Genomic DNA, 22,005 nt, shown 5'->3' with positions numbered 1-22,005 from the left:
CTGTGACTCTGTCTGAAAACCCGCCCCGCGTTGTCATGGCTGTTCAAACCGCCCCGATTTGCCGCCATCCTTCAGCGTCACGCGGATGCCGCCGATTTCCATGTCTTTTTGCACGGCTTTCACCATGTCATAGACTGTCAGCGTGGCGGTGCTGACGGCGGTCAGCGCTTCCATTTCGACACCGGTTTGACCGCCGGTTTTCACCGTTGCCGTGATCCGGATGCCGGGCAGGGCGGGGTCTGCTGTCAGGTCCAGCGCCACCTTTGTGATCGGCAGCGGGTGGCAGAGCGGGATCAGCGCGGCAGTTTTCTTGGCCCCCATGATGCCTGCGATCCGGGCGATGCCCAACACGTCGCCTTTTTCCGCGCGGCCTTCGGTGATCAGGGCCAGCGTTTCGGCGGTCATCCGGATGAACCCTTCGGCCACGGCGATACGCGCGGTGACAGGTTTGTCAGACACATCGACCATATGCGCCTTGCCGTCCTGGTCGAAATGGCTGAGCCCGGACATTACATGCCCCCAACAGGCGGATTGGCCAGCAACTGCCGGGTGGCAGCTTCGACGTCATCCTGCCGCATCAGGCTTTCGCCAATCAGAAAACAGCGCGCGCCGTAGCGGGACATATCGGCCAGTTCCTCTGGTGTGTTCAGCCCGCTTTCACAGACGATGGTCCGGTCCGCAGGGACCAGTTTTGAAAGGGTCCGCGTCGTGTCGAGCGTTGTTTCGAATGTCTTGAGATTGCGGTTATTGATCCCCATCAGCGGGGATTTCAGTGCGCTGGCACGCTCCAGCTCTGCCTGATCATGGACTTCGATCAGCACATCCATGTTCCAGTCGATGGCGGCCGCTTCCAGCTCTTGTGCTTGCGTATCGCTGACAGAGGCCATGATGATCAGAATGCAATCTGCTCCCAGCGCCCGTGCTTCTGTGACCTGATAGGTGTCATAAAGGAAATCCTTGCGCAGGACCGGCAGGTCGCAGGCGTCGCGGGCGGCTGCCAGATAGCTGTCATCACCTTGAAAGCTCGGGCCATCGGTCAGGACGGACAGGCATGTGGCGCCACCGGCAGCATATGCGGCGGCAAGGGCGGGCGGGTCGAATTCCGGGCGGATCAACCCTTTGGACGGGCTGGCTTTTTTGATCTCGGCGATCAACCCGTAGTTTTCGCGCGCCGCGTCCGTCAGCTTTTCGGCAAACCCGCGTGTGGGTGATGCATTCTGGGCGCGCGTTTCGAGCTCGGACAGTGGTGTCTCGGCCTTGCGGGCGGCGACCTCTTCCAATTTGTAGGTTTTGATTTTTTCGAGAATATCGCTCATCAGTCCGCCCAGTGTATTGGTTCTTGCCCTCGTTCAATAAGCCACTGGTTCACCTTTGAAAATGGGCGCGAGCCGAAAAAGCCCCGATGGCATGACAGCGGCGATGGGTGCGCGGATGTCAGGATCAGGTGATCGCCCGTGATATGGCTGGCATAGCGCTGCGCGGGACCGCCCCAGAGGATGAAGGCGCGCGGCTGGTCGTTCAGCTTTGCGATGACCTGCCGAACAAGCTCTGACCAGCCAAGCTTTGCATGTGCTTTTGGTTTTCCCGGTGGCACCGTTAGAGCAGTGTTGAGCAGCAGAACACCTTGATCTGCCCAGTCAGTCAGCGATGTCTTGCTGCGGCGCTGGCTTAGATCAGCCTCTATCTCTTTGAAGATATTACCCAAACTATCAAGCCGCCCGCCGAAGTCATCCGGAATGGAAAAGGCCAAACCATCGGCTTTGCCCGGCGTGTGATAGGGATCCTGCCCGATGATCACCACGCGTGTGGCCTGCGGCTGACTCCGTTCAAGCGCCGCAAATGTCAGTTCGGGCGGCGGCAGGATCCCCTGATTTAGCTGGGCGCTGATGGCCGGAAGATCGTCCCGGAAGAAAGGCAGGTCGGCCCAGTCACCAAGGCGGCTGAGGTCAAACATCACGCGCCAGATGTAATACGTGCAAGTGTTTCCAACGCCTGTTTTGCCCTGCCGCTGTCGATGCTTTCCCGCGCAATATCAACACCTTCGGGCAGGGCGCTTACCTTGCCCGCGACAAGCAAGGCCGCTGCGGCGTTCAGCAGTGCGGCATCGCGATAAGCGCCAGATTCACCGTCAAGCAGCGCGCGGAAGGCCTGCGCATTTTCTTCGGGTGTGCCACCGATGATTGCGGCAAAGTCATGCACCGGCAGGCCGGCATCTTCGGGATGCACTTCAAATTCGGTGACGGCGCCGTCTTTGACAGCGGCGACCCAGCTGATGCCGGTAATCGTCATTTCGTCGGTGCCGTCTGATCCGTGGACCAGCCATGCAGCCTCTGATCCGAGGGTGAGCAAAGTATCGGCCATCGGTCGGATAAGCGTCGGACTGAAGACACCTGTCAACTGGCGCTTGACCCCCGCCGGGTTTGTCAGTGGGCCAAGGATATTGAAAATCGTGCGGGTTCCAAGTTCGGCCCGCGTCGGCATGACATGCTTCACCGCCGGGTGATGCATCGGTGCCATCATAAAGCCAATCCCGGCCTCGGCCAGCGCGCGTTCGACGATCTCTGGCCCGACCATGACATTGATGCCCATCTTACCCTGCACGTCAGCGGTGCCGGATTTTGAGGATAGGTTGCGATTGCCGTGTTTGGCGACGGGCACACCGGCACCGGCCACCACAAACGCAGTCGCGGTCGAGATATTCAGCGTGTGCTTGCCATCGCCGCCTGTACCAACAATGTCAATGGCCCCTGCGGGGGCTGTGACAGGCAGACATTTCGACCGCATCACAGCGGCAGCGGCGGCATATTCATCGACCGTCTCGCCGCGTGTGCGCAGCGCCATCAAAAGCCCACCGATTTGCGAAGGTGTCGCGTCGCCTGCAAACAGGATCTCGAACGCCGCTTCGGCTTGTGCGCGGCTTAGCGGCCCGTTGGCCGCCGCATCAATCAAAGGCTTCAGTGCGTCGCTCATGCCGGGACCTTTGTCATATCCAGAAAATTGTTCAGCAGCTTGTGCCCGTGGGCGGAGGCGATGCTTTCAGGATGAAACTGGACGCCATGAATGGGCAGCGTTTTGTGTTGTAGACCCATGATTGTGCCGTCTTCCAATGCGGCTGTGATCTCAAGACAGTCGGGCAGGGTGTCCCGTTCGACAATCAACGAATGATAGCGGGTGGCGTCAAACGGGCTTGGGAGGTCAGCAAACAGGCCCTGTCCGGTATGTTGCATCGCACCCAGCTTGCCATGCACGATCTCATGGCAGCGCACGACCTTGCCGCCGAAGGCCTCACCAATGGCCTGATGGCCCAGACAGACACCCATCAAAGGCAGACCGGTCTCGGCTGCGGCATGCACGAGCGCCAGACAAATCCCTGCTTGTGATGGATCGCAAGGGCCGGGAGAAAGCAAAATCGCGTTGGGTCGCATGGCCATCGCCTCTTGCACATCCAGCGCATCATTACGCCTGACGACCACATTCGCTCCCAATTCGCCCAGATAATGGACAAGATTATAGGTGAAGCTGTCATAGTTATCGATCAGAAGTAGCATCCGAATGTCCTGCAAAGATAAACAGGGGTAACATCAACCCCTTGGCTAAAGGCACAAGCCCAGCCATACATGTGCTAGGAGCCCGGCTGACGTCAAGGTCGAACGGGCGCGGATGACGCGGACAGAGAAATAAGGTGAAGGCAAATGCGGAGTAGTTTAGCAGGCAGTCTATGGGCGCTGGTGCTGGGCATTGTGGGCCTGGGGGTGGCGTCACAGGTCACAAACCAGCCACGGGGCGCAGAACAGATCGCGGATCAGGATCTGGCCCCCAGCGAAAATAGTGCTCCGGATGGTGCCGAAATATCGCGCGCAGATGATGCGGAAAATCAGCCAGCCTTTGCCGATTTGGTTGCGGCTGGCATGCTTGCAGAACCTGCTCCTGACGATAGCCCGGTTGAACTCGCCCCGGTCGAAGATACCGCCACAGCAACCACTGCGCCACAGGTCGAGCCTGTGGTCACAGAAGAACCCGCCGTGGCAGAGACGTTTACAGAAGAAGAGCCGCTTGTCGTGCCAGAGGCCGTCGCCGTCGATACGACCCTGACAGAGCCAGAGCAGGATGTGGCAGAAGATATCGTTCTGCCAGAGCCTACCGAAGATCTGCCCGCATTGGCGGAATTGCCGAAAGAACTGCCCGATACAGCGCTTCCTGATGATGAAGTGGTGATCGTTTCAGGGGCGCCCAAACCCGATCCGGTCCCGATTGCCGAGGATGCAGCTGCGGACGAGACACCGGTCGTCGCAGCAGAAAGTGCAGAAGAACCAGCTGAAGATCAGGCGATCATTGTGGCTGACGCGGGATCAACGCCGAACACGTCTGACCCGGTGCGCACAGCGCCAACCACCCAGGAACGCGAGACTGCGGCCGTCGAGGCAGCTCCGGAAGAGGCCACCACCTCTGCGCCGGTCACCTTCCCATGGGAAGCAGATGATGCCGCACCAGAGGCACCAGTCGATGTCGATGATCCTGCTGAAACCGAAACGGTGGTCGAAGCACCGCGCGAGACCGCGCCAGAGGTAGAAGAACCAGCCGCGCCAGAGATGGATATCGCAGCAAATAACGCGCCCGCGCTGCCGCAGGTCACAGCCGATGCTGATGAGGTGTCTGCACTGCCACAGGCCCCTGGCGTGCGCATCAACCGTCCCGGGGCAGAGCCCTCTGAAACCGCCGGTGAGCCTGCCGAAACGGTTGCCGAACAGACCACAGATGATGAAATTCCTGCGTGGCAACGCTATGCGGCAGACTTTGAAAATGCCGACGATCTGCCGATGATCGCGATCCTGTTGATCGACAATGGCATGCTGACCGACGCCGTTGATATGGTCGCCGCACTGCCCGTGCCGGTCACCATTGTGCTTAACCCGATCAGCGGTGATGCGAACGCCCGGATGCAAGCCTATCGGGCCGCAGGCGTTGAGGTTGCGATGCATATATCGCTACCGCCGGGGGCGACGCCGACGGATGTCGAGGTCGCGCTGGAAGCGGCATTTGGCACCCTGCCAGAGGCTGTGGCGCTTTATTCCGATGGAACGGGGCTTTTGCAAATCAACCGCTCTGTCGCGTCACAGGTGATCGAAGTGCTGGCCGCCGATGGGCGCGGGCTCGTGGCGATGGAGCGCGGGCTGGGTAACACGGTGCGCAATGCGCAGCAGGCCAATGTGCCCGCCGCTGCGGTGCTACGCGACCTAAGCAAAGATGGTGGAGGCGCGGCGGGCATCGAACGCGCGCTTGATCAGGCTGCATTCCGGACCCGACAAACGGGATCGGCTGTCCTGTCTGGTCAACTTATGCCGCAGACCCTGCAAGCGCTGCGTGCGTGGGGCGACAACATGGAAACGGACCAATTGCGTGTGGCCCCACTGACGGGCGTGCTACGGTCCGAAATGCAATAGCGACATTGCCACGGCGTAAGGTGGGTCTTGACCCACCTGCGTTGTGGATCAGTTGCCGCTGCTTTTGAACATGCTCGCCTCTGCCGCCGCCTTGCGGATGGCGTTCGATTTATGCACGGTTTCCTGATATTCGGCCTCAGGGTCGCTGTCATAGACCACGCCGCCACCTGCCTGAATATAGAGGTTCTGATCCTTCAGCACAGCGGTGCGTAGCGCGATACACATATCCATATCACCATTGGCGCTAAAATAGCCGCAGCCGCCGCCATAGACGCCACGCTTTTCCGGTTCCAGCTCGTCAATGATCTCCATCGCGCGGACCTTTGGCGCGCCGGAAACTGTTCCCGCTGGCATGCCCGCGAAAAACGCACTCAATGCGTCCTGATCATCGGCCAGTTCGCCCACGACATTCGACACGATGTGCATAACATGGCTGTAGCGCTCGATTGTGAATTGCTCGGTCGGGCGGACCGTCCCGATTTTAGAAACTTTGGCGGTGTCGTTCCGGCCCAGATCCAGCAGCATCAGATGCTCGGCCAGTTCCTTTTGGTCGGCAAGCAGGTCAAGCTCATGCGCTTTGTCCTCTGCCGGGGTCGCGCCGCGCGGACGAGTGCCGGCGATCGGGCGAATCGTGACTTCTTTGCCAAACACCCGCACCAGAATTTCTGGGCTGGCCCCGATCACCTGAAACCCGCCAAAATTAAAAAAGAACATAAAGGGCGAGGGATTCGTGCGCCGCAGCGACCGATATAGCGCGAAGGGTGGCGCGTTAAATTCCTGCGTCCATCGCTGCGATGGTACTACCTGAAAGATGTCGCCCGCACGAATGTAGTCCTTGGCCATTTCCACTGCCTGCAGATAGCCGTCGCGGGAAAAGTTTGATTGCGGCGGTGCCACGGTATCGGGCAAGTCAAGCGCCCGGCTTTCGCCCGGTGTGGCGCGGTCGAGCGCGCGTTGAGCATCCATTACACGCTCGGCGGCTTGCGCATAGGCTGCGCGCGCGGACAGGCCGGAATTTACATAGGCGGGGGCCACCAGAATCACATCACCCTTCACCCCATCCAGCACTGCTACGACAGAGGGGCGCAACATCACGGCGTCAGGCAGATCAAGCGGGTCAGGGTTCACATCGGGCAGGTGTTCCACCAACCGGATCATGTCATAGCCCAGATAGCCAAACAGCCCGGCAGACGCGGCAGGCAGGTCGGCGGGCAGGTCAATCCGTGATTCCGCCAGCAACGCGCGCAGCGCCGTCAGCGGGTCAGATTCCATCTGCACCCAGCCATTTTCGTCGAAGCGTGCATTACGGTTCACGCGGGATGATGTGCCCCGGCATTCCCAGATCAGGTCGGGGTTCATGCCGATGATTGAATAGCGCCCGCGTACCTCTCCGCCCGTTACGCTTTCCAGCATGAACGCGTTTTCGCCCGCGCCCGAAAGCTTGAGCATCAGCGAAACAGGCGTATCCAGATCGGCCGCGATGCGTGTGTAGACAATCTGATTTTCGCCCGCGTCGTACCCTTTGGCAAAGCTGTCGAAATCGGGAAGAAGCGCCATGGCAGACCTATTGGAACTGGGCGTTCACCGCGTTCACGGTCGCCTGATTGATATTGATGTCCGTCTCTTCCTGTAGCTTAGTGGTGTAGGCTTCAAAGATATCCTGCGCTATCCCGGCAGAGGCGGTTTCCGCAAGGGTTTCGCGCTGTGCGACGACGGTATCATCCTCTGCATCTGGTGGCGCGATATCGTCAAGCCGGACGATGATTGCACGGTCTTCCGCATCTAAAACGCGCACGTCGCCGACACGCATTTCAAACATTTGCTCGTTGAAATCAGGCGGTGTGCCTTCGATAAAGCTGCGGCGCGTCAGATCGTTTTCAACCGTGGGTTCCAGCCCAAGCGTGTCAAAGCCGGTGAGCGGTTGGATCGCTTGCGCGATTTCCTCGGCACGGGCGATGATCGCCTCTTGCCGGGCCTGTTCCTGCCAGAGCGTCGCAACCTCATCGCGGACCGTGTCCAGCGGTTGCAGGGCCGGGGGTGTGATGCTGTCAAGCCGCAGGGCAAAGATCCCGCCATCGGCCAGATCAATCACCTCTGCAAAGTCACCTTCTGCGACGCTGGCAGCGGCAGTGCGGAAAGCTTCATAGGCGGCAATGTCATCAGTCACGTCTTCGGACCAGGCAATTGTGCCAAGTTCCATATCGGTGCGTTCTGCAAGATCTTCGAGTGCGGCACCACCGGCCACCAGATCAATGATTTGGTCGATGTTTTGGTTGATGACGTCGCGGGCGGCCTCGGCGGCCAGTTCCTGACGCAGGTCAGGTGTCGCCTCTTCAAGGGTGGTTTCCTGCGCGGCCAGAACCGCATTCATCCGAAATAGGGCAGGGCCCAAAGAAGAGTTGAACGGGCCGACCACCTCGCCGGGTTGGGCGGCGAATACCGCATCGCCCGCGCTGCGCAAATCTTCGCGGCTAACATCGCCCAGATCAATATCCGACAGGCTTAGCCCGCGTTCGACCACCAGATCCTCAAACGCCACATCGCCTGCTTCAAGCCGGGCAAGCGCCTCTTCCGCGCGCGCAGCGCTGACATAGACCAGACGTTCGACCAGTCGCCGTTCTGGCTGCACAAATTCTGCGCTGCGCTGCTGATAAAGCTGTGCGACAGCTTCGTCGGCGACGACCATATCGTCTTGGATCATGTTGGGCGTCAGCCAGACATAGGTGATGTCACGTGTCTCTGGCAGGGTGAATTCATCTGGGTTCGCATCATAGTAGGCCTGCGCATCCGCGTCTGTCGCGCCGGGCACAGGTGCGGTCAAATCATCAACGCTGACGGTGGCCCATGTGATGCTGCGTTGTTCACCCACATATTGCATAACCGCATCGGCATAGGTCGTGGCATCCGGCACACCGTTCACGATTGCAGTCTGTAGCAGGGTACGGGCGATATCTTCGCGAATTTCAGTTTCGAACTGTGCTTCGGTCTGGCCGGTCTGCTGCAGCGCAAACCGATAGCTTTCACGGTTAAAACCATTCGCGCCCTGAAATTCGCGGAACGACCGCAGCCTTTCAAAGACATTCTGATCGCCGATAGAGATGCCGCGCGTGCTCGCCTCATTGTCCAGACTGCGGTTCAGCACAAGCTGGTTAAGCGCGGCGCGGTCGATCCCAAAAGCCTGCGCCTGCTGGAATGACAGGGCGGTGCCGAATTGCTGCGAAAGCGCATTGATCTGGCTGCTCAGCGCACGCTGATAGGATGTGACGCTGACGTCTTTATCACCAACTGTGCCGAGGTTCCGAATATTGCCGCTTAGCCCGCCTGTCCCAAAACCGGCAAGTCCGACGAGGACCACGCCAACAATAATCCAGCCACCGTATTTTTTGCTTTTCTTTGCCATTGTCTGCGCATGCTCCGCCCTGTGAGGTCGCGCATGAATACGGTTCCTGCGGCAGGGGTGCAAGTGTCAGAAGCGGAGGTTTGACAGCCTGTCGAACAGTGTTTCAATCCCGTCTCGGTCGACATTCGCAAAAGCGACCCGCAACTGGGAATCGCCTCCCGGCACATCGTCCGGCATGAACATCGTCCCCGGCAATAGAAGTACGCCTGAATCGCGCACAAGTAGTGGTGCCAGTTCTGCCGAAGAGATCGGGAATGGATGCTTGAGATATGCAAAATATGCACCGCAACCAAGCAGATCCCAGCCTTGCGCGCCGAGCTTAGGGAAATTGTCCGTAATCGCCGCGCGCCGGTCGAGAATTTCCAACCGCTCGCCAGCCAGCCACTCCTGAAGGTGCTGCATCCCCCATAGTGCGGCCCGCTGCCCGATTTGGTTGGGGCAGATGGTGACCGTGTCGAGGAATTTTTCGATCTCTGCCATCCGCTGTTCTGACGTGATGACTGCGCCGACACGGTGCCCCGTCAGCCGGTAGGCTTTCGAGAAAGAATAAAGGTGGATCAGCGTGTCTGCCCAGTTGGGATCTGCGAAAAGATCATGCGGGGCACCGCTGCGGCTGTCGAAGTCGCGATAAGTTTCATCGACGATCAGCGCGATCTTATGTTCCCGCGCGAGCGCCATAAAGGCGCGCAGTGTTTCTGCCGGATATTCAACGCCGCATGGGTTGTTCGGGCTGACAAGGGCAATGGCGCGGGTGCGCGGGGTGATCAGCTTGGCCGCCACTTGCGCCTCTGGGATCATCCCGTCGCCCGCCTGCAAGGGAACGGTTTTGACACCCGACATATCCATCCACATGCGGTGGTTGAAGTAATAGGGCACCGGGATGATCACCTCATCCCCTTCACCGCAAAGCGCGGCGATGGCGGCGGCAAAGGCTTGGTTGCAGCCAGAGGTGATACCGACCTGCGCAGGGGTGATCTTGCCACCATAAGCCGCGGACCATTGCTTCGCGACCTCTTCACGTAATGCAGGCAGGCCAAGCACAGGCCCGTAAAGATGCGCGTCCGGGTCATCCACAACGATCCGGGCCATCGCCTCGCGCAATGGTGCGGGGGGCGGATCGACAGGGGCGGCCTGACTGACATTCAAAAGCGGGCGGTCGGCGGGGTGGGTGACCCCATCCAGCCAGCGCCGCGCCGCCATTACCGGCGGGGTAAATGTGGTCGCGGTGCGGGGCAATGGCATGGTGTCAGTCTTTGCCGCGATAGGGTTCGACATATTGCAGGGCCATGTCCCACGGGAAAAAGATCCACGTGTCCTGGCTGACCTCTGTAATGAATGTGTCCACCTGCGGGCGGCCCTTTGGCTTGGCGTAGACCGTGGCAAAATGCGCCTTGGGGTACATTTTGCGGACCAGTTCGAGCGTTTTGCCACTATCGACAAGGTCATCAATGATCAAAATGCCGGTGCCGTCACCCATCAGTTCCTTATCAGGCGATTTCAGCACCATGGCTTCGGCCTGATCTTGGTGATCATAGCTTTTGACGCTGATCGTATCGACAGTACGGATATCCAACTCGCGTGCGGCAATCATCGCCGGGGCCATGCCGCCACGGGTGATTGCCACAACCGCACGCCATGCGCCGTCATCGGGCCCTTGACCATCCAGCCGCCATGCCAGCGCGCGGCTGTCGCGGTGAATCTGATCCCAGCTGATATGGAAACCTTTTTCGTGGGGCAGGCGGTTATCGGTCATATGCGGGTCCTCTTATCCGGGTACGATCTGCGCAGCATCGCCACATATCGGTCCTGACGCGCACTTATTTCACAATTGCACGTGAATCACCAAAGGCGTCAATGCGCTGAATCCACCGGATGCTGGTCAATTAATGCGCGCAGTGCCTCTGATAGACAGCAGGCACTACGCTAATTCGCCCTAAAGTGACGTAACGTCACAATTGGGGCGATTAAGAGGTGATGCCTACAACTTCGGCGCTGCTATTCCTTTGTGATGTCGGGCGCGTCTACAGCCTTCATGCCAACAACATGATAGCCGGCGTCGACGTGCAGCACCTCTCCCGTAACCGCGCTGCCCAGGTCCGAGAGCAGGTAAAGCGCGGATTTGCCGACTTCTTCCTGTGTCACGGTGCGGCGCAGCGGAGAGTTATATTCGTTCCATTTCATGATCAGGCGGAAGTCACCAATGCCAGAAGCCGCGAGGGTCTTGATCGTCCCAGCGCTGATCGCGTTAACGCGGATATTATCTTTGCCCAAGTCCTCGGCCAAGTAGCGCACCGATGCCTCCAGCGCGGCCTTGGCGACGCCCATGACATTGTAATGCGGCATGACTTTTTCGGCGCCATAGTAGGTCAGCGTCAGGCAGGAGCCGCCTTCGGTCATCATCTTTTCAGCCCGCTTTACGACAGCTGTAAAAGAATAGACCGAAATATCCATCGACGTTAGAAAGTTCTGGCGACTGGTGTCGACATAGCGGCCACGCAGTTCACTTTTGTCAGAAAAACCAATGGCATGCACGATAAAATCAAGCTTGCCCCATTTCTCTTGCAACGCAGCGAATAAGGCGTCGATCGATTCTTCATCGTCTACATCGCAAGGGAGGACAATATCGGAACCGACCGACGCGGCCAGTGGTTCGACCCGCTTTTTCAGCGCATCGCCCTGATATGAAAACGCAAGCGTCGCACCTGCGTCGGCGCAGGCTTTTGCAATGCCCCAGGCGATGGATTTGTCATTTGCCAAACCCATGATCAACCCGCGTTTTCCGTGCATTAATTCTGCGCTCATCCCCGTCGTCCTCGTGTGTTTTTTCCTGTTGATCATTGGTTTAGGCGATTGCAGACATGTCATCAAGCGCCTGAACATATTCGGTAAAAGGTTGCCACATCCGCAGATTGAGCCTAAGGCTGACAATTGACGGAGCAAAAGGGTCGGAAATGTCTGATCGAATTGGCATATTTGCTGGAGACGACCCATTCGCAATAGCGCGGGATTGGTTAAATACGGCGACGGAAACAGAACCAAGCGACGCGAACGCAATGGCGCTATCGACTGTGGATGCAACAGGTATGCCAAATGTCCGCATGGTTTTGCTAAAGAACATTGAGCCGGACGCATTTGTCTTTTACACAAACTACAAGAGCATAAAATCTGAAGAGATCACGTATTCCGGGAAAGCGGCTTTTGTGATCCACTGGAAGTCCCTTGGGCGGCAGCTTCGTGTGCGCGGCCTTGTAAGCAAAGAGGATGGGCCGGTTGCAGATGAATATTACCATTCCCGTTCACTCAACAGCAGATTGGGTGCATGGGCATCACGGCAATCGCAGCCACTCAAGTCGCGCGCGGCTTTGATGGCTGAGGTTGCAAAAGTTACAGTACAGAAGGGTCGGGACCCCGAACGGCCTCCCTTCTGGGGCGGTTTTCGTATAACGCCATTGGAGATCGAGTTTTGGTCCGATGGCGCATTTAGACTACACGACCGGTTTCGGTGGTCGCGTAAAACGATTGATCAGGAGTGGGAAATAGCCCGCCTAAGCCCGTGAATTCACGCTACGTGAAATCTTGGGCCTTGCAGTTAAGGTTGTTTTCTGGTCGTGATTGTTCCGGGTAGAGAGAAAGACGGTCACTTTTGCACAAAGAAGAAAGTGGCCGAGGGGAAGACGTGATGAATACGCAGGACACCGACTGCCAGCGACGTGTACATGGCCAGGTGAAGTGGTTCGACCCATCAAAGGGGTTTGGATTTGTGATTGCTGATCTCGGAGGGCCGGACATATTGCTTCATGCAAATGTGCTTCGGAACTTTGGGCAGGGATCCGTTGTCGATGGATCGATGATCGAAATACTGGTGCAGGATACGCAGCGTGGACTTCAAGCCACGCAAGTACTGGCGATTACACCGCCAAAAAGTGATGCAGCTGTTCCGCTGCGCGATATGGTCGAGTTCACGGCCGAAGATATTGCAAACAGGCCAATAGAGCCTTCGCGTGTGAAATGGTTCGACAAGGCAAAGGGTTTTGGTTTTGCAAATGTGTTCGGCAGTGATGAAGACGTCTTCATCCATGTCGAAGTTTTGCGCAGGTCCGGCCTGTCTGATCTTCAATCAGGCGAAGCTGTCGGTTTGCGCCTTGTCGATGGCGAACGTGGTCGCATGGCGATCGAAGTCATCGGCTGGGAGATCGCAGCCAAGTGAGACAGCTTGCAATGGTTGCAGCCAGCTTTGTGCTGGCTGCGCAACCTGTCTGGGCGGTTTGCGCCCCGGACAAGGTGACAGTGACGGGTGACTGGGGGCAGGTGCATTTCAACGTTGAAGTCGCCGACACGCCGCAGGAACGTGCGCGCGGTCTGATGCACGTGGAAAACATGCCGATGCTAACCGGCATGCTGTTCATCTACGAGCGCCCGCAGCCCGTAAGCTTCTGGATGAAGAACACATTGATTCCACTCGACATGCTGTTCGTCAGCCCAGAGGGCGAAATCCTGACACTCTACCAAAATGCTGAGCCAGGCAATCTGACACCGGTCCCAGGCGGGCAGGGTGTGCAGATGGTGCTGGAGATTAACGGCGGTCTGTCGGAGCGGCTTGGCATCGCTGTTGGCGATGTATTGCAACATCCTAGCTTTGGTCCGGACGCTATTTTGCCTTGTGGTGAAAATTCCTCTGGTTAGGGCTTTTCAAATCAGTTCGGTGTCGCTAAAGACAGCCTTGGTTCGGGGCGTAGCGCAGCCTGGTAGCGCATCTGTTTTGGGAACAGAGGGTCGGGAGTTCGAATCTCTCCGCCCCGACCACAATCTCCTCTTTTAACGCTTAGAGAGTATCGCCCCTAAGGGGGCTCACATCCTGTGGGTGTGTGGCCGATCACTGTCACGGCCTAAGGGATAAGAGCTTGTTTCACCTATAGAATCACATGCGTCCCGCTGACGCCGTTGAGGTGATTATTGAGCGTTCGGAGATAAGTGGGCCGAACGAAAGGGATTTCACGGACCGGTGTTTGAGCCGTACCTGTGTATAACCCGGTGCATGAATCATCATGCCCCCGGCTGGGGCAGGTTGGCTAAAAACCGTCAAGTTCTTTAATCGACATTTGGTGTTAAAAATCCGTTGACCCCCAAGGGCTAGATGGTCCAGTTTGTGCGGGCAGATCAGATGGGCACTAAATGTGGTGTCCGCACGAGACAGTTCCAGAAAGTCGACGTGGCTTTATCAGCAACGTCATACACAATCGCCGGTCAATGACCGGGGCCGTCTCATACAGGCTGATGCGCACAGAATTGCAAGTTTCCGGGGCGAAAAGTGAGCCGCGGGTAGAAGTTTAGCCGCAACGACGGCCGCACGAAAAAAAAGGGGCAGATATATGAAGATCGAACGCAATTTCACGAAATGCGGGCAGGACGCTTACGCGGCGCTGGCTTTCAAAACGACAACCTCCGAGATTCGTAATCCGGACGGGACCATCGTTTTCAAGCTGGATGATTGTGAAATTCCGGGCGGTTGGAGTCAGGTTGCCTCTGACGTTATTGCTCAGAAATATTTCCGGAAGGCGGGCGTGCCCTCTGCTGTGAAAAAGATCAAGGAAAAGGGCGTTCCTGAGTTCCTGTGGCGGTCCGAGCCTGCCAAAGGCGCGACATTCGGTGGCGAAACCTCTGCCAAGCAGGTTTTTGACCGTCTGGCCGGGGCTTGGGCCTATTGGGGCTGGAAGGGCGGCTATTTCTCGACCGAGGAAGACGCTCGCGCCTATTTTGACGAAATGCGCTACATGCTGGCCACCCAGCGCGCCGCACCGAACAGCCCACAGTGGTTTAACACCGGTCTGCACTGGGCTTACGGCATCGACGGTCCGGCGCAAGGGCATTACTACGTGGACTACCAGACCGGCGAGCTGACCAAATCCACATCCAGCTATGAACATCCGCAGCCGCATGCTTGCTTTATCCAGTCGGTCGGCGATGATCTGGTGAATGACGGCGGGATCATGGATCTTTGGGTGCGTGAAGCGCGGCTGTTCAAATATGGCTCTGGTACGGGCACCAACTTTTCGTCGCTGCGCGGCGAAGGCGAGGCACTGTCCGGTGGCGGCAAATCATCCGGCCTGATGGGCTTCCTGAAAATCGGTGACCGGGCTGCGGGCGCGATCAAATCCGGCGGCACCACCCGCCGTGCGGCCAAGATGGTGATCGTGGATGCCGATCACCCCGATATCGAAGAATTCATCAACTGGAAGGTCATTGAAGAGCAGAAAGTGGCGTCTATCGTCGCGGGCTCCAAGATGCACGAACGCTATCTGAACGCGATCTTTGCCGCGATCAAATCCTGGGACGGCGAAGAAATCGCGGCCTATGACCCCAAGACTAACGACACTCTGGCGGCTGCCGTCAAAGATGCGAAAAAATCCGCAATCCCCGAGACTTACATCAAGCGGGTACTGGATTACGCCAAGCAGGGTTACAGCAGCATCGAATTCCCAACCTATGATACCGATTGGGATTCGGAAGCCTATTCATCCGTTTCTGGTCAGAACTCCAACAACTCGATCCGCGTCACCGATGCGTTCCTGAAAGCTGTTGAGAAGGACGAGAACTGGAAGCTGGTCAACCGCCGTAATGGTGAGGTCGCCAAGATCATCAAAGCCCGTGATCTGTGGGAACAGGTCGGCCACGCCGCATGGGCCTGTGCCGATCCGGGCATCCAGTATCACGACACGGTCAATGCGTGGCACACCTGCCCGGAAGATGGCGAAATCCGCGGCTCAAACCCTTGTTCCGAATATATGTTTCTGGACGATACCGCCTGTAACCTCGCGTCGATGAACTTGCTGAAGTTCTACAAAGATGGGCAGTTTCAGGTCGAAGACTACATGCACGCCACGCGTCTGTGGACGGTGACGCTGGAAATCTCTGTGATGATGGCGCAGTTCCCGTCCAAGGAAATCGCGCAGCGGTCTTATGACTTCCGCACGTTGGGTCTGGGCTATGCCAACATCGGTGGTCTGCTGATGAACATGGGCTTTGGCTATGACAGCGACGAAGGCCGCGCCATGGGCGCTGCTCTGACCGCGATCATGACAGGTGTGTCCTATGCCACATCCGCCGAAATGGCGGGCGAGCTGGGGCCGTTTCCGGGCTTTGCCAAGAACGACAAGCACATGCTGCGCGTCATCAAGAACCACCGTCAGGCGGCCTTGGGCAAATCGACCGGCTATGACAAGCTTGCGGTGAAGCCGGTGCCACTGGACCATGCGAATTGCCCCGATGACCGTCTGGTGAACCTTGCTGTCTCGGCCTGGGACGAGGCGCTGTCGCTGGGTGAACAGCACGGCTATCGCAACGCGCAAGTGTCGGTCATCGCGCCGACAGGCACCATCGGTCTGGTCATGGACTGTGACACAACCGGGATCGAGCCTGACTTTGCGCTGGTGAAATTCAAGAAACTGGCCGGCGGTGGTTATTTCAAGATCATCAACCAATCGGTGCCCGCTGCACTGGAAAAACTGGGCTATGGTCCGGCACAGATCGAGGAAATCATTTCCTACGCGGTCGGCCACGGCACGATAGGGCAGGCGCCTGCGATCAACCACACCTCGCTGATCGGCCATGGCTTCGGCCAGGAAGAACTGGACAAGGTGGAAGCGGCGCTTGCTTCGGCCTTTGATATTCGCTTTGTCTTTAACCAATGGACGCTGGGCGAAGAGTTCTGCACCAAAACGCTGGGTATTCCAGTGGACAAGCTGAACGATCCGACCTTCGATCTGCTGCGCCACCTTGGATATTCCAAGCAGGATGTAGAGGCAGCCAACGACCACGTCTGCGGGACAATGACACTGGAAGGCGCGCCTTTCCTGAAAGAAGAGCATTACAGCGTCTTTGATTGCGCCAACCCATGTGGCAAAAAAGGCAAGCGTTATCTGAGCGTTGACAGCCATATCTACATGATGGCCGCGGCGCAGTCGTTCATCTCGGGCGCGATTTCCAAGACCATCAACATGCCCAATGATGCGACGATTGAAGATTGCCAAAAAGCCTATGAGCTGAGCTGGTCGCTGGGTGTGAAAGCGAACGCGCTGTATCGTGACGGATCGAAACTGTCGCAGCCACTGGCGTCCGCGCTGGTCGAAGATGATGAAGAAGCTGCAGAAATTCTGGAAAGCGGCAGCACGCAGGATAAAGCGGCTGTGCTGGCAGAAAAGATCGTTGAAAAGATCATCGTGCAAGAGGTCCGGACTCGCGAGCGGGAAAAGATGCCACAGCGCCGCAAGGGCTATACTCAAAAGGCCATCGTCGGTGGCCACAAGGTTTACCTGCGAACCGGTGAATATTCGGATGGGTCCCTTGGTGAGATCTTCATCGACATGCACAAGGAAGGTGCTGGCTTCCGGGCGATGATGAACAATTTCGCCATCGCTGTGTCGGTTGGTCTGCAATACGGTGTACCGCTGGAAGAGTTCGTGGATGCGTTCACCTTCACCAAGTTCGAACCGGCAGGCATGGTGCAGGGCAATGACAGCATCAAGAACGCGACATCGATCCTTGACTACATCTTCCGCGAGTTGGCGGTCAGCTACCTTGACCGCACCGATCTGGCGCATGTGAAACCCGAAGGGGCCACATTCGACGATATTGGCCGCGGCGAGCAGGAAGGCGTGTCCAATGTGCAGGCGCCAAGCGAGAATGCCGCGAGCCGTTCGCTGGAGGTGCTGAAGCAGATTTCCTCCACCGGTTATCTGCGCAAGCGGATGCCACAGGATCTGGTGGTCTTGCAGGGCGGTTTCGGGGCCACGGCATTGGCGACGGGCACAGACACTGCAGCCGCAGTGCAAACGCTGGCCCCCGAGGTTACGGCCCGGGCCGCACTGAAGACGTCCACCACGATTTCAGCGCGCGACAAGGCCAAGATGCAAGGCTACGAAGGTGATCCTTGTGGCGAATGCGGGAACTACACGCTGGTCCGGAACGGGACCTGTATGAAGTGCAATACTTGTGGCGGCACGAGCGGGTGTAGCTAATGATAGTAGAGTTGATGGGACTTGCAACCGCCACGCTGACCCTAGCGACAGCAGCTTGGCAGTTGCCATATAAAAAAAAATTTGCGGCGTGGCCACGTTGAGCAAGACACATTGAAATGAGACAACGAGACCGGGGGCGGGTGCGCTCGCCTCTGACGCGGATCAGGCCGCAGGCAAAAAACCGGGCGGTATATAATGAGTGAGCCTGATCAGCGAAACTAGAGGGGAGCTTCGGCTCCCCTTTTTTTCTTTCGTACGTGTTGAGAGGCGGACTCCGCCATTGGCTGCGCCAATCGCTCTGTCCGCGGTCGGTGAATGCGGTGCATTCCCTGTTTTTCTGCTGCATCACGCGAAGAATTCCCCCTTTTGTCAGGGCGTCTCACCGCGTAGATTTTGAATAAGGGGCGCGGTGTAAGGAGAGACGGTGATGAAATGCCATGAGGTCGATTTTGAAGTTTTTGGCGATGACATGCAGGTGGTTGAGGTCGAATTGGACCCAAAGGAAACCGTGATCGCCGAGGCCGGTGCCATGAATTACATGGAGGAAGGTATTGATTTTGAAGCGAAAATGGGTGACGGATCGACCCCGGACAGCGGCATCATGCAATCACTTTTGAATGTGGGCAAACGTGTGCTGACCGGCGAAAGCATCTTTATCACCCATTTCACCAATACGGGTCAGGGCAAGAAGCGGGTGGCTTTTGCGGCACCTTATCCGGGCAAGATTATTCCGATCAATATGGCGTTGATCGGCGAAGAACTGATTTGCCAGAAAGATGCGTTTCTTTGTGCGGCTTATGGCACATCCACTGATATCGCGTTCCAGAAAAAACTGGGGGTCGGCTTCTTTGGTGGCGAAGGCTTTATCATGCAGCGGCTGCGCGGCGACGGGATGGCCTTTATCCATATGGGGGGCTCTGTCGTGAAGAAAGAACTGCGCCCCGGCGAGGTGCTGCGCGTTGATACTGGCTGTATCGGGGCGTTCACGGCGGGGGTTGAATATGACATTCAGCGGGCCGGTGGTTTGAAGTCAATGGTGTTCGGCGGCGAAGGGCTGTTTCTGGCGACGTTGCGTGGGCCGGGTACGGTGTATCTGCAAAGCCTGCCGTTTTCGCGGCTGGCGGATCGGGTGATGCGTGCGGCGGCGGTTGGTGGCAACAAGGGTGAAGGTTCTGTCCTTGGGGGCTTTGGTGATATGTTCGGGGATCGCTAGCGCGGGATATCAAAGCCGGGTGCAGCAAGGGTAAACCCATCGAACCGGAAGCCCGGTGACACGGTGCAACCGACCAAGGTCCAATCGCCTGTTGTGCGGGCAGCCTGCCAATTGTCTTTGGGAACAATCGCTTGCGGGAATTGCCCTGCCGCCAGATCAGGGCCAAGGTGGTGGTCGGTTGCGGGGCCATCATCGCTGTCTGTGATGGATAATATCAGCGGTGCGCCCGCGTAATAGTGCCAGATTTCAACTGCATCGACCTTGTGCCAATGGCTGGATGCGCCTGCTTTGAGCAGGAAATAAATGCAGGTTCCGCAGGGCCGCCCTTCATTTCCAGCAACCCAGGTCTGGCGGTAATACCCCCCTTCTGGATGTGGAGAGAGGCCGAGTTTGGCGATGATTTCATCTGCTGTCATGGTCATTTTTCCCCATCAGTATTGCGTCGGACATGCATCGGAAAAGCGTCGGACTTTGCAACACGCTGCGGTATGAATTCGTTAACGAATTCACTCTTCATATCCTTGCCCGTGTTCCCCGAAATTCTTTTCGCCGCTCTGGAACCCTTTGCCAGCGTCGTTGTTGATTAACCAGAACGCAACTTCAAAGGAGATGCACAATGACAAACGTATTCAAGATCACAACCGCAACCGCGCTGGTGGCCCTGCTTGGCACCACGGCAATTGCTCAATCGGATGCCACAACGCTGGACACCGATACGGACAGCCAGATGATCACTGATCCGAACGCGATGACAGCGGAAACGGACACACTGGTCCCTGAAGCCGAAGGCACAATGACTGCTGATACTCAGTTGGGTACGGACGCCACGACGATGGACTCTGACATGACAATGTCGGCTGATGCGTCTGACGCCGCAACGGATGGTTATATCCGGACCCGCGACATCACCGGCGGCAACATCTATCGCCTTGCTGTTGATGCAGAGACGCAGTCTTGGAACGACAACACTGTTTACAGTGAAGTCGATGCCGAGTGGGACAATATCGGTGAAATCGAAGACATCGTGCTGAGCAAAGACGGCCAGATGATCGGTATTATCGCTGAAATCGGTGGTTTCCTTGATATCGGTGACAAGCATGTCATGATCCCGCTGGACAGTGTTCGTCTGGCTGCTGTGGATGATGAGACATATGCCTATGTGACCAACAAATCCGAAGCAGAGCTGGAGTCGATGGAAGAAGTCGACGAAGGTTTCTGGGATTAATTCTTGGTTGCTTTATGCAAAGAGAGAAGGGGCTTTGGGCCCCTTCTTTTTTGTCGTGGTCAATGCGGGTGTTCGAAGAACGCGGTGATGGTCATGGCAGACTGGCAAGATCCGCAACAAACACTAGGCGATCGCCGCGATTGGTCTCGCGCAGGAAGTCTGCAAAGGCTGTCGATCGTTCATTCTCGGCTGAGAAGTCGCCAAGGATGGCGACCTTCAGACCGTAATTCACCCATTTCTGTGCCGCGTATCCAAGTTCTTTGGTGGAGAGGTCGAACATGTCTGGATGAATACGCGCCTTTGGAATGACGATCCAATCGGCATCCTGTCCGTAGGCTTCACCGATCACCGCAAGAGCGCCTGCCTCGCCAAGCAAAGGGGCGCCCTGTGCGGGGATCATAAAGTGTCTCACTTGAGGATGGAGCGCCCGGCGTAGACGGCTGTTTCGCCCAGCAGTTCCTCGATCCGGATCAGCTGGTTGTATTTGGCCAGCCGGTCAGAGCGCGAGAGCGAGCCAGTTTTGATTTGACCGCAGTTGGTGGCGACGGCGAGGTCGGCGATTGTTGCGTCCTCAGTTTCGCCCGACCGGTGCGACATCACATTGGTGAATTTCGCCCGGTGTGCCATGTCAACCGCTTGCAGGGTTTCGGTCAGCGTGCCGATCTGGTTGACCTTGACCAGCATGGAATTGGCGGAGCCTTTGGCGATCCCGTCGGCCAGCCGTGCGGGGTTGGTCACGAACAGATCGTCACCGACCAGCTGGACCTTGTCGCCGATCATGTCGGTCAGGGTTTTCCAGCCGTCCCAGTCATCTTCGGACATGCCGTCTTCGATGCTGATGATCGGGTAGTCGGTGGCCAGTTTGGCCAGATATTCCGCATTTTCTTGGCTGCTGAGGGAAATACCTTCGCCTGCCATCTCGTATTTGCCATCTTTGTAATATTCGGTCGCGGCACAATCGAGCGCCAGATAGATATCTTCGCCCGGCTTGTAGCCCGCTTTTTCGATTGAGGTCATGATAAAATCAAGTGCGACGCGGGTGCTTTCAAGGTTCGGGGCAAAGCCACCTTCGTCGCCGATGCCAGTGTTGTGGCCTGCCGCAGACAGTTCTTTTTTCAGTGTGTGGAACACTTCGGCCCCCATGCGCACCGCTTCGCGGATGTTTTCCGCAGCGACTGGCATGATCATGAATTCCTGAATATCAATCGGGTTATCCGCGTGTTCGCCACCATTGATGATGTTCATCATCGGGACGGGCAGGGTCCGGGCGGAGGTGCCGCCGATATAGCGAAAGAGCGGCTGGCCGGTGAAATCAGCGGCGGCTTTGGCCACGGCAAGCGAGACACCAAGGATCGCATTTGCGCCCAACCGTCCTTTGTTCGGGGTGCCGTCCAGTTCCAGCATGGCCATGTCGATGGCGACCTGTTCGGTTGCATCAAATCCCAGGATCGCCTCGGCTATTTCACCGTTCACAGCGGCGACGGCGTCCAGCACGCCCTTACCCATATAGCGCGATTTGTCACCGTCGCGCTTTTCCACGGCTTCATGCGCGCCGGTGGATGCCCCGGATGGCACGGCAGCGCGGCCCATTGTGCCGTCTTCCAGGATGACGTCGACTTCCACCGTGGGGTTGCCCCGGCTGTCGAGGATTTCGCGGGCGTGAATGTCGATAATGGTGCTCATGGATGGCTCCTGTGCCGGATGTTAGCGGT

The 22,005-nt window shown here is 57.5% G+C and carries 20 protein-coding genes and 1 tRNA gene; 8 read left to right on the top strand and 13 right to left on the bottom strand.

What is annotated here, in order from left to right; genetic code table 11:
• Positions 1 to 33 precede the first annotated feature (33 nt).
• From moaC to ACJ5NV_RS10010, 5 genes are read right to left on the bottom strand one after another with little or no spacing between them, the layout of a single operon-like run.
• The gene (gene moaC / locus ACJ5NV_RS10030) at positions 34 to 510 is read right to left on the bottom strand and encodes a cyclic pyranopterin monophosphate synthase MoaC (RefSeq protein ID WP_411643538.1); all 477 of its coding nucleotides are present in this window, start codon (positions 508 to 510) and stop codon (positions 34 to 36) included.
• On the bottom strand, positions 510 to 1,316 hold the full coding sequence (gene trpC, locus ACJ5NV_RS10025; protein WP_411643537.1) for an indole-3-glycerol phosphate synthase TrpC: 807 nt from the start codon (positions 1,314 to 1,316) through the stop codon (positions 510 to 512). The genes moaC and trpC overlap by 1 nt, the downstream gene beginning before the upstream one ends.
• Positions 1,316 to 1,954: a uracil-DNA glycosylase gene (locus ACJ5NV_RS10020; protein WP_411643536.1), complete on the bottom strand. Its 639-nt coding sequence runs from the start codon at positions 1,952 to 1,954 to the stop codon at positions 1,316 to 1,318. The genes trpC and ACJ5NV_RS10020 overlap by 1 nt, the downstream gene beginning before the upstream one ends.
• The gene (trpD, locus tag ACJ5NV_RS10015; protein ID WP_411643535.1) at positions 1,954 to 2,970 is read right to left on the bottom strand and encodes an anthranilate phosphoribosyltransferase; all 1,017 of its coding nucleotides are present in this window, start codon (positions 2,968 to 2,970) and stop codon (positions 1,954 to 1,956) included. The genes ACJ5NV_RS10020 and trpD overlap by 1 nt, the downstream gene beginning before the upstream one ends.
• Positions 2,967 to 3,548 carry an anthranilate synthase component II gene (locus ACJ5NV_RS10010; RefSeq protein WP_411643534.1) on the bottom strand — a complete coding sequence of 194 codons (582 nt, stop codon included), beginning with the start codon at positions 3,546 to 3,548 and terminating at the stop codon, positions 2,967 to 2,969. The genes trpD and ACJ5NV_RS10010 overlap by 4 nt, the downstream gene beginning before the upstream one ends.
• Before the next feature lie 144 nt (positions 3,549 to 3,692).
• Here ACJ5NV_RS10010 and ACJ5NV_RS10005 point away from each other — a divergent pair, with 144 nt between their 5' ends.
• Positions 3,693 to 5,441, top strand: a complete 1,749-nt coding sequence (locus ACJ5NV_RS10005; protein ID WP_411643533.1) for a divergent polysaccharide deacetylase family protein — start codon at positions 3,693 to 3,695, stop codon at positions 5,439 to 5,441.
• A gap of 48 nt (positions 5,442 to 5,489) precedes the next feature.
• On the opposite strand, the gene trpE is transcribed toward ACJ5NV_RS10005, so the two are convergent.
• From trpE to fabI, 5 genes are all read right to left on the bottom strand, one after another.
• A complete protein-coding gene (trpE, locus tag ACJ5NV_RS10000; protein ID WP_411643532.1) occupies positions 5,490 to 6,998 on the bottom strand; it encodes an anthranilate synthase component I in 1,509 nt (502 codons plus the stop codon).
• A 7-nt stretch (positions 6,999 to 7,005) separates the two neighbouring features.
• A complete protein-coding gene (locus ACJ5NV_RS09995) occupies positions 7,006 to 8,841 on the bottom strand; it encodes a peptidyl-prolyl cis-trans isomerase (RefSeq protein ID WP_411643531.1) in 1,836 nt (611 codons plus the stop codon).
• Positions 8,842 to 8,907: 66 nt separating this feature from the next.
• Complete coding sequence (locus ACJ5NV_RS09990) at positions 8,908 to 10,083, bottom strand: aminotransferase (protein ID WP_411643610.1); 1,176 nt, start codon at positions 10,081 to 10,083, stop codon at positions 8,908 to 8,910.
• A gap of 4 nt (positions 10,084 to 10,087) precedes the next feature.
• A complete protein-coding gene (gpt, locus tag ACJ5NV_RS09985) occupies positions 10,088 to 10,594 on the bottom strand; it encodes a xanthine phosphoribosyltransferase (RefSeq protein WP_411643530.1) in 507 nt (168 codons plus the stop codon).
• Positions 10,595 to 10,836: 242 nt separating this feature from the next.
• Positions 10,837 to 11,643, bottom strand: coding sequence for an enoyl-ACP reductase FabI (fabI, locus tag ACJ5NV_RS09980; protein WP_411643529.1), 807 nt, complete (start codon positions 11,641 to 11,643; stop codon positions 10,837 to 10,839).
• 149 nt (positions 11,644 to 11,792) lie between these two features.
• Between fabI and pdxH the strand changes: the two genes are divergently transcribed.
• From pdxH to ACJ5NV_RS09950, 6 genes are all read left to right on the top strand, one after another.
• Positions 11,793 to 12,398, top strand: coding sequence for a pyridoxamine 5'-phosphate oxidase (gene pdxH, locus ACJ5NV_RS09975; protein WP_411643528.1), 606 nt, complete (start codon positions 11,793 to 11,795; stop codon positions 12,396 to 12,398).
• A 122-nt stretch (positions 12,399 to 12,520) separates the two neighbouring features.
• A complete protein-coding gene (locus ACJ5NV_RS09970) occupies positions 12,521 to 13,048 on the top strand; it encodes a cold-shock protein (RefSeq protein ID WP_411643527.1) in 528 nt (175 codons plus the stop codon).
• Positions 13,049 to 13,059: 11 nt separating this feature from the next.
• Positions 13,060 to 13,524, top strand: coding sequence for a DUF192 domain-containing protein (locus ACJ5NV_RS09965; RefSeq protein ID WP_411643609.1), 465 nt, complete (start codon positions 13,060 to 13,062; stop codon positions 13,522 to 13,524).
• Between the two features lie 43 nt (positions 13,525 to 13,567).
• Positions 13,568 to 13,644, top strand: a tRNA-Pro gene (locus tag ACJ5NV_RS09960).
• A 566-nt stretch (positions 13,645 to 14,210) separates the two neighbouring features.
• Entirely contained in the window at positions 14,211 to 17,855 is a 3,645-nt protein-coding gene (locus ACJ5NV_RS09955; RefSeq protein WP_411643526.1) for a vitamin B12-dependent ribonucleotide reductase, read from the top strand.
• 427 nt (positions 17,856 to 18,282) lie between these two features.
• Positions 18,283 to 19,068: a TIGR00266 family protein gene (locus ACJ5NV_RS09950; protein ID WP_411643608.1), complete on the top strand. Its 786-nt coding sequence runs from the start codon at positions 18,283 to 18,285 to the stop codon at positions 19,066 to 19,068.
• On the opposite strand, the gene ACJ5NV_RS09945 is transcribed toward ACJ5NV_RS09950, so the two are convergent.
• Entirely contained in the window at positions 19,065 to 19,484 is a 420-nt protein-coding gene (locus tag ACJ5NV_RS09945) for a cupin domain-containing protein (protein ID WP_411643525.1), read from the bottom strand. The two genes, ACJ5NV_RS09950 and ACJ5NV_RS09945, sit on opposite strands and share 4 nt — an antisense overlap.
• A 200-nt stretch (positions 19,485 to 19,684) precedes the next feature.
• Between ACJ5NV_RS09945 and ACJ5NV_RS09940 the strand changes: the two genes are divergently transcribed.
• A complete protein-coding gene (locus ACJ5NV_RS09940; protein ID WP_411643524.1) occupies positions 19,685 to 20,293 on the top strand; it encodes a PRC-barrel domain-containing protein in 609 nt (202 codons plus the stop codon).
• A gap of 91 nt (positions 20,294 to 20,384) precedes the next feature.
• Here the strand turns inward: ACJ5NV_RS09940 and ACJ5NV_RS09935 are convergent, their stop codons facing one another.
• The gene (locus ACJ5NV_RS09935) at positions 20,385 to 20,693 is read right to left on the bottom strand and encodes a DUF4180 domain-containing protein (RefSeq protein ID WP_411643523.1); all 309 of its coding nucleotides are present in this window, start codon (positions 20,691 to 20,693) and stop codon (positions 20,385 to 20,387) included.
• Between the two features lie 8 nt (positions 20,694 to 20,701).
• On the bottom strand, positions 20,702 to 21,976 hold the full coding sequence (gene eno / locus ACJ5NV_RS09930) for a phosphopyruvate hydratase (protein WP_411643522.1): 1,275 nt from the start codon (positions 21,974 to 21,976) through the stop codon (positions 20,702 to 20,704).
• Between the last annotated feature and the right edge of the window lie 29 nt (positions 21,977 to 22,005).

Origin of the sequence: Loktanella agnita, from assembly GCF_046640325.1 — a bacterium.
In the GTDB taxonomy this organism is placed as follows: Bacteria; Pseudomonadota; Alphaproteobacteria; order Rhodobacterales; family Rhodobacteraceae; genus Yoonia; species Yoonia agnita.
This window is presented reverse-complemented; position numbering and strand designations above follow the sequence as displayed.